We start from the raw sequence: 7,980 nt of genomic DNA, 5'->3' as shown, positions 1-7,980 counted from the left end.
AAGTCCGCCTCGAAGATCGGCTCCAGCACCAGCTTCAGCGACGCCTGCACGACCCGGTCCGCGACGGTGGGGATACCCAGCCGCCGCTTCTTGAGGCTGCCCGGCTTCGGGATCAGCCGCTCCCGTACCGGAAGCGGCCGGAACTGGCCCGACCGCACCGCCTCCCGGATCATGCCCATGAAGGGTTCCGCACCGACCAGCACCTGCATGTGATGGGCGGTCAAGCCGTCCACACCCGCAGTGCGCGAGCCGGTGTTGCTCCGCACCCGATCCCACGCCACCACCAGGAACGCGGGATCAGTGACAAGGTTGAACAGATCATCAAACCGACGAGAACCGTCCTCGCCTGCCCATCGATGCAGCTTGGTTTGAATCTCCAGTACCCGCCGCCACGCCTCGTCGAGGCTGGGCCACGGTGCGCCGGTATTCACCAGCGGCCTCCTGGCATGACAATCCCTCCCTGCGAGCCTGCTGCCCGCCTTCGCCATGTGGACGGCTTTCCCGTCCTCGGACTACTACGCGGACTCCGCCCCGTCCGGTGCCCCGGCAGGACAACGTGCCCTCCCATCTCCGCCACGCTGGTCGCGTTGGCGGCGGGTCCGCACCGGACGGTTCCCACGTTCACCACCGATCGATCGACGGAGGAGGTGTCCGACTTTGCCCCTGCGGCCTGCTGCGGGTACGCCGTAGACCTTCCCCGCAGCCACCACGGACAGCGGCACCGCTGCCGTGATGCCCACCCGAACGGAATCAGCCCGGGTAGTCCGTCCGCGATCCCGGCCCCTATCCGCCAGATTTGAGCCGGTGGTGGAATTAAGAGGCTTTACACATCGGTTCCTCGCGTACACCTTTCCGTCTCGCTTGCCGAACCTGGGCCGTCTGGCAGTGCCAGCCCATCCCGGCGTTGTCGAGGCTGCTTCCCACCCTCCCGCGCGTTCCCGCGGTCAGGCTGCCTCCAGCTTCACGCCCGCTGCTACGACAGCAGACGGGTGAAGGTCTCTCACCTCCACTCGACCGATAGCGCCTCGTGGCGCACGGTGCCGTTCCACCAGCGTGCGGCCAGGTGGTCGCCGATGCCCTCGTCCGGCACATCGAACTCTTCCCGCCGGTCGAAGTGGAGGTTCTCGATGAGACGAACCCGCGCAAGCCGGTGGTTCGCAAGGCGAAGTTGCTGTTCACGAGCGGCCGGGGCAACCCGATCCAGCGAACCGGGTGGGCGTACCCATGGAAGAAGGCCGTGGAAGCGGTCGACGGGGTACCGGAGGGGTTCGGCTATCACGGTGTGCGCCACTACTTCGCCACGCTGTTGATCCACGGCGGGGCGAGCGTGAAGACGGTTCAGATGGCGCTGGGGCATGCGACGCCGATCATCACTTTGAACACGTACGCGGGGGAGTGGCCGGAGGCGATCGACCGGACGCGGAACCTGGTCGACGCGGCCCTATCTGGCGCTCGGCTGGCGGTGGGCCGGTGATGGGCCGAGTTGTGCCCGATCTGTTCCCGCGATCATGGGTTGGCGTTGCAGCCCAGGTCAACGCGCTGGTCTGCTCCGGTTCGTGCACTTCCGCTGGAAGTAGGAGACCCGGCTACGTCGGAACCTGGCCTCTCACCGGGGTTTTTCGTCCGGGGCTCCGTCGTGCCAGCGGGCTCGCCAGTCGGCCTCGTGCTTCTCGTAGGTGGTCTTCTCCTCGAACACCGCCTTGTGCAGCGCTCGGCGGGCGTCCGCCATGACCACCATCTCGGTCGCCACCAACGCGAGGCAGATGGCCGTGAGCAGGCTGAGCGCCGCCAGTGCGGGGAGGTGTGTGGCGAGGGGGATGGCGGCCGCGAGTACGAGCACGGTGCCGACGCGGGTCCAGGAGAGCGTGCCGAGGGCGCGCAGTTGGAACAGCATCCCGCCGCAGAGGTAGCAGATCACCCCGCCGAACAGCAGCGGCACACCCGGGCCGTGCGTCGGCTCGGCGAGGTTGATCGAGCCGTCCGCGATCTGCCCCACGATCTCCTCTGCCCCGAGGGCGAACAGGATGATCCCAGCGATCATGACGAGCTGGGAGTACGCGTAGACGTCCCGGGCCATGGCCACCCGGTGGCGGCCCTGCGCCGCGTGCTGGGCGATGCGGGCGGCCGGAGCGATCATGTCGAAGTGCGTCCACCACAGGGCGGCGGTGAAGAAGATGCCGAGCACCGCGGCGGTGACGCCCCGCCAGGTGACCGGCTCACCGAGCAGGTTGCCGCCGATACCGACGGAGATGATCGACTCGCCCAGGGCGATGATGAGGATGAAGTCGTACCGTTCGGTCCAGTGCTCGGCGGAGGTCAACACCCAGCCCCAGGCGTTGGCGACCAGGCCGGCGCCGTACTGCAACAGGACGACGGCGATCCAGAGCCCGTCGCGCACCAGGTCGGCCCACCACGGGTCGTCGATCAACGGCGGGATGAACGCGGCACCCAGCAGCAGGAGGGTGCTCGTCACCAGCTCGGGGGAGTACTTCAGCAACAGGCGGCGCTCGCCGGGTCTCTCCTTGGCGACGTGCCAGTACAGCAGCAGGTGCACGCCGCGGAGCACCAGGTAGCTCACCGCGAGCACCACCGGCCCGACGGCCCACCGCACCGGGTTACCGAATGCCTGCGGCAGGGACAGCGCGAAGCAGAACAGGGCGGCCATCGCGACGACCATCAGCGCCGGGACGAAGCCCACGCCGAGCCGGACCCGGGTCGCGACCACCGTGTGCACGACCCAGCACCACCAGAGCACGGCGAGGACCAGCATGGCGTGCAGCAGGCTGTCGCCGGTGATGTCCACCGCGGTGGCCCGGGTGATGATGAAGAACGAAAAGACGAAGACCAGGTCGAAGAAGACCTCAAACCGGTCGATGCGGGTGCCAGGGGCCACCGCGACGGCGGGTCCCATCCGCTCCCACCACCGGTAGCCACCCACTGAGCGAGTCTTGCAGCGCGCGTGCCCTGTCCGGGCGTGATTCACGTCAGCCCCGAGGCGGATACCGCGTGAGCCAAATGCCGGGGCATAGCAGCAGGTCAGGACGAGTTGTCCGCTTTGATCAACTTCTACGCCTCCAGCCCGGATCATCCCCGGGATCCTGTGGGTGCCGAACGTCCCCGGCCGCCGTCTCGCCGACGGCTGAACCCCCTCGTCCCGAATGCGTTTCCCGAGGTGAGCGGGCACTTGGTCACACGGTGCGGGTGATGGAAGATAGGTGAATGCGTGTGCGGAACCGCAACAACGTGAGGTTGGCCGGTCGTGAGGGCGGTCCCACCGTCGTGCTCGCGCACGGCTTCGGCTGCGACCAGCACATGTGGCGCCACGTTACTTCCGAAATCGGACAATGGGCCCAGGTGGTGCTGTTCGATCACGTCGGATCGGGCAAGGCTGACCCGGCGGCCTGGGACGCCGACCGGTACGCCTCCCTGGACGGCTACGCCGATGACGTGCTGAGCATCTGCCAGGACCTGGACCTTCAGCAGCCGATCTTCGTCGGACACTCGGTCAGTTCGAGCATCGGGGTCCTCGCGGCAAACCGCGAACCGGACCGCTTCTCCGCACTCGTCTTGGTCACCCCGTCGCCGTGCTACATCGATGACGAAGACTACCGAGGCGGTTTCACCCGCGATGACATCGACGAGTTGCTCGAGTCGCTCGACAGCAACTACCTCGGCTGGTCGTCGAGCATGGCCCCCCTGATCATGGGCAATCCGGAGCGGCCGGAGCTGGGTGAAGAGCTGACGGCAAGTTTCTGCCGGACGGACCCCGCGATGGCGCAGGTGTTCGCCCGCGCCACGTTCCTGTCCGACAACCGTGCCGACCTCGCCGCCGTGAAGGTTCCCACCCTGATCCTGCAATGCGCTCAGGACGCCATCGCGCCGCCTGAGGTCGGCGCCTTCGTGCACGCACAGATCGCCGGAAGTCGGCTGGTCACCCTGGACGCGACCGGGCACTGCCCCCAGTTGAGCGCGCCGGAGGCCACGACCGCAGCGATCACGTCGTTCATCAGGGCCGCTTACCGATGACCGCCGCTGCCGGGCGTGATCCTTCCGGCCAAGGTCCGAGCGATGACGGGAGCGCCCGGCCGAGCGAGGCGGGGTTTCCTTCGTTGCTCGAGGACAACCTCGAAGACCTGTACGAGAACGCGCCCTGCGGGAACCTGTCCACCCTCCTGGACGGCACCATTGCGAAGATCAACAGCACCCTGCTGGCATGGCTCGGCTACACCCGCGAAGAACTCGTCGGCCGGCGCCGCTTCAGCGACCTGCTCACCGGCGGGGGCCGCATCTATCACGAAACCCACTTCGCACCCATGCTGGCCATGCAGGGCGAGATCCGCGGCATCGCCCTGGACCTTCGCACCAGGGACGGCTCCCGCATGCCGGTCCTCGTCACCTCCGTCGTCAAGGCCGGCAGCGAAGGCCAACCCCAACTCATCCGCACGGCCATTTTCGATGCCAGCGAACGTCGCAGCTACGAACGAGAGCTCCTCGACGCCCGCAGAGCCGCGGAGCGCGAGGACCAACGGCTACGGCAGCTCGTCGGCAAACTGCAACGAAGTCTGCTCCCCGCCGTGCTGCAAACCCCGCCCGGACTGGAGAGCGCCGCGTACTACCGGATGGCCTCCACCGACGAGGTCGGCGGCGACTTCTACGACCTGTTCCCCCTCGACGACGGCCGCTGGGGATTCTTTCTGGGCGACGTCAGCGGCAAGGGCGTCGAAGCGGCCGCCGTCACCGCCCTGGCCCGCTACACGTTGCGCGCCGCAACCGTCTACACCCCCGACCCTGCCGCCGCGCTGCACAACCTCAACAGGGTGCTCTGGCAGGAATACCGCGAGGACGCCCGCTACTGCACCGTCGTCTGCGGCATCCTCACCCCCACACCGGCCGTCGGCGGGTTCACCGCGGTCGTCGCCAGCGGCGGACACCCCGAACCACTGCTGCTACGGGCCGACGGCTCCGCCAACTACCAGTGCACGAAGGGCCGCATCGTCGGGGCCTTCCCGAACTCCCAATACACCAACACCACCGTCGTGGCGAACCCCGGCGACACGTTGCTCCTCTACAGCGACGGACTCACCGAGGCCCGTACCGGCAGCAGCGAGACCCCCGACGGCCGTTACGGAACCGCAGCCCTCGCCCGGTTCGCCGCCGATCTCGCACCCACCAACGCCGCCGACGCCGTCGCCGCCGTCACCGATCTGCTCGGTACCTTCGGCGCCGGGCTCACCGACGACACCGCCGTCATGGCCATCAGCGCCCCACGATGACGGCGACCCGGCGCGCTGCCTGAATCGTTCGTGACATCAGCTCGACAGGGCCCGACCGACACACCCGGCCCCCGCCGGTCCGGCTACAGCGGATACGTGCGGGCCACCGCCAGCATCTCCGAGCTGTGCGAGCCGACCACGCCCACGTCCGCCGGGCGGGGCCGGAAGCCCGGCAGCCCGTCGAGGCCGTCGCTGGCGTCCATCGCCCGCAGCAGCACCTGGCCGCCGCGCGGCTCCAGGGTGAGGGTGACCTCGATCCCCTCCGGCGGTGGCGCGTGGAACACGATGCCCCACCAGCGGCCGTCCGGCTGCCGCTTGTCGATCTTCACCGGCCGACCGGCCACCGTCGCCGCCTCGAGGCCCGTGCCGCCCGTCCCGGCGGTCTCCACATGCAACGTGGCCAGCCGGACCGGCCGCTGGGGCACCAGGCGCAGGCGCAGGGTGCGCTGCCGGCCGACGGTGGTGTCGGCCAGGACCTCCAGCTTCGGTGCCGGCAGGTTCGCCGCCGGGGCGGGCCCGGCGCGCAGCTCGGCGTCACCGAGACCGGGGAAGTCCTCGACCTTCGCCAACCCGTCCACGTAGCCATCGGTCCAGGGCTGTGGGTCCTCCTCGTGGCTGAGCCAACGGGCCTGGCCGGTGCCGGCGTCCAGGGCGTACATCAGGTGGGTGGGCGCCGGGTGCGCGGCGTCGAAGCGGTCCACCCGCAGCCCGACCCCGGCGAGCACCACCGCCGCGAGCCCGGCGGCGACGGCCGGCAGCGCGCCCAGCCGGCGGGCGCGCAGCGCGACCAGCCCGCGCTGGCCGCCGGCGGCCGGGTGCAGCAGGTCCACCACCGGCAGTGCGGCCAGGCCGAGCAGCACCGCGAAGAGCGCCGCGACGCCGCCCATCGCCATACCCAGCGCCGGGAAGAGCAGCACCACCGTCGGCAGCAGGATCACCACGGCGACCGCGCCGGCCAGGGTCACCGCCAGCACCGGCCACGGGCCGTCGATCCGGCTGGCCAGGGCGATCAGGCCGGCGGCTGCGCCGGCCAGGGCCGGCAGGGTCGCCAGGTACGCCCCGCCGGGCACCAGCGCGGCCAGCAGCACCCCGAGCAGGGCCAGCCAGCCCAGCGCGCCGACGGCGAGTGCGGCCGGGCCGGCCCAGCGACGGGTCAGCGCGTACCAGGCGGCGAGGATCGCGGCGGCGAGCGCCACCACGGCCAGCCGGTACCAGGTCGGCCGGTACGGGTCGAGCAGCTCGGCGTAGCCGGGACGCAGCGCGGTGATCGCGGCCCAGAGCAGCTGGGCGGCGAGCGGCGCGACGACGATGGGCGCCAGGGCCAGCCCGAAGCCGGCGGCGAGTCGGCCGGTGGTCACCCGCCCCCGTCGTCGGGCCAGCCAGGCCAGCGCCAGCACCGCCGCCACGGCCAGCGCGGCCAGCGGCCAGGTCAGCCAGCCGGGGTAGCGGACCAGCCCGCCGGGGACCGGGAAGTAGGTGGCGTCGTGGACGGAGCGGACGTCCGTCAGGTCGGCACGGCCGAACTCCCGGGCCAGCCCGAGGGCGTTGTCTCCGTGCTGCTGGAGGCTGCCCCGGTCCATCGCCGCCGGGGTGTCCAGCGGGGTGTGGTAGATCGCGCCCCCGTCGATGTACGCCGAGTTCAACCCGACGAAGTCGGCGTCCAGGAACGCGGTGAAGTCGGTGTCGTTCGGCAGCGCCCGGTAGATCTCCACCGCGAACGAGGTGCCCACCGGGTGCGGGGCGGCACGGCCGAAGACGTCGACCAGCCGCGCGTTGTTCCGGGAGGTCTCGAACATGATCACCGGACCGGTGGCGCCCCGCGCCTCCAGGTTGAGCACCACCCCGCGGTCCGCGGCCAGCGGGTGGCTCGACGCGAACGCCTGCGCCCCGCACAGGCACGCCTCCTCGGCGTCGGTGAGCACGAAGACGATGTCGTTGCGCGGGCGGGGACCGTTGGTCAGCGCCCGGGCCACCTCCAGGATGGTCGAGGTCCCGGCCCCGTCGTCGTTGCCGCCCGGTCCGGACTGCACCGAGTCGTAGTGCGCCACCAGGAAGACCCGTCCGGTGGAGGCGGTCCCGGGCAGTCGGGCCACCACGTTGCGTACCCGGGCCAGGGTGGCGCCGCCCGCGGCCCCGCTGAGCTGCCCCGCCTCGTCAGCGACGGTGTCCTGCACCTCGGTCTCCAGCCCCAGGCCGCGCAGCGCGCCGACCAGGTGCTCGCGTACCTGATCATTGGCCGGGCTGCCGGCGACGTGCGGGCGGGCCGCGACGGTCTGCACCGTCCGGTACGCCCGGGCGGCGCTGAACTCGCCGGCCGGCGCGTCCGCCGGACGCGGCGCCGGGGTGTGCAGGTCGACCAGGACGGCGGCACCGACCGCGAGCAGCGCGACCAACGCCGCGACGGCGGCGAGCGCCCTACGGCGCGGCCGGGCGAGCGCCCGGTCGGCGGCGCGGACCACGGGGGTGCGCCCGGCGGACTCCTCGGCGGCGGGAACTACGGGTGCGCCCACGGCGGGCTCCTCGGGGGTGGGGCGAAGGGTGAGGATCATCCTGCACCGCGCCGGGGGTGAGCCGCGACACCCCGGGGCATCCCGTAACGCGCCTTCCCGCCCGACCGCTGTCCGTGTGACGGCCTTGCCCGGGTACGCCCGTGCCGACACGGCCGTGTTGTGTGCGACCGTTGTCTAATACAGGATCAGCGGGGCAC

5 protein-coding genes and 1 pseudogene are annotated in these 7,980 nt (G+C 70.8%); 3 read left to right on the top strand and 3 right to left on the bottom strand.

Features of this window, described 5'->3' with window-relative positions; genetic code table 11:
- Nucleotides 1-431 (bottom strand): annotated as a pseudogene (locus tag M2302_RS06615) (group II intron reverse transcriptase/maturase); the annotation flags it as partial.
- Nucleotides 432-1,063: 632 nt separating this feature from the next.
- Here M2302_RS06615 and M2302_RS06610 point away from each other — a divergent pair.
- Nucleotides 1,064-1,474 carry a tyrosine-type recombinase/integrase gene (locus M2302_RS06610; RefSeq protein ID WP_280837039.1) on the top strand — a complete coding sequence of 137 codons (411 nt, stop codon included), beginning with the start codon at nucleotides 1,064-1,066 and terminating at the stop codon, nucleotides 1,472-1,474.
- Nucleotides 1,475-1,606: 132 nt separating this feature from the next.
- Here M2302_RS06610 and M2302_RS06605 read toward each other — a convergent pair whose 3' ends face one another.
- Nucleotides 1,607-2,938, bottom strand: coding sequence for a low temperature requirement protein A (locus M2302_RS06605; protein ID WP_280837038.1), 1,332 nt, complete (start codon nucleotides 2,936-2,938; stop codon nucleotides 1,607-1,609).
- 281 nt (nucleotides 2,939-3,219) lie between these two features.
- Between M2302_RS06605 and M2302_RS06600 the strand changes: the two genes are divergently transcribed.
- The gene (locus tag M2302_RS06600) at nucleotides 3,220-4,026 is read left to right on the top strand and encodes an alpha/beta hydrolase (RefSeq protein WP_280837037.1); all 807 of its coding nucleotides are present in this window, start codon (nucleotides 3,220-3,222) and stop codon (nucleotides 4,024-4,026) included.
- 83 nt (nucleotides 4,027-4,109) lie between these two features.
- Nucleotides 4,110-5,273 carry a SpoIIE family protein phosphatase gene (locus tag M2302_RS06595; RefSeq protein WP_280837036.1) on the top strand — a complete coding sequence of 388 codons (1,164 nt, stop codon included), beginning with the start codon at nucleotides 4,110-4,112 and terminating at the stop codon, nucleotides 5,271-5,273.
- A gap of 83 nt (nucleotides 5,274-5,356) precedes the next feature.
- Here M2302_RS06595 and M2302_RS06590 read toward each other — a convergent pair whose 3' ends face one another.
- The gene (locus tag M2302_RS06590; protein WP_280837054.1) at nucleotides 5,357-7,732 is read right to left on the bottom strand and encodes a M28 family peptidase; all 2,376 of its coding nucleotides are present in this window, start codon (nucleotides 7,730-7,732) and stop codon (nucleotides 5,357-5,359) included.
- Between the last annotated feature and the right edge of the window lie 248 nt (nucleotides 7,733-7,980).

Origin of the sequence: Micromonospora sp. A200, from assembly GCF_029893845.1 — a bacterium.
GTDB lineage: Bacteria > Actinomycetota > Actinomycetes > Mycobacteriales > Micromonosporaceae > Micromonospora > Micromonospora purpureochromogenes.
This window is presented reverse-complemented; position numbering and strand designations above follow the sequence as displayed.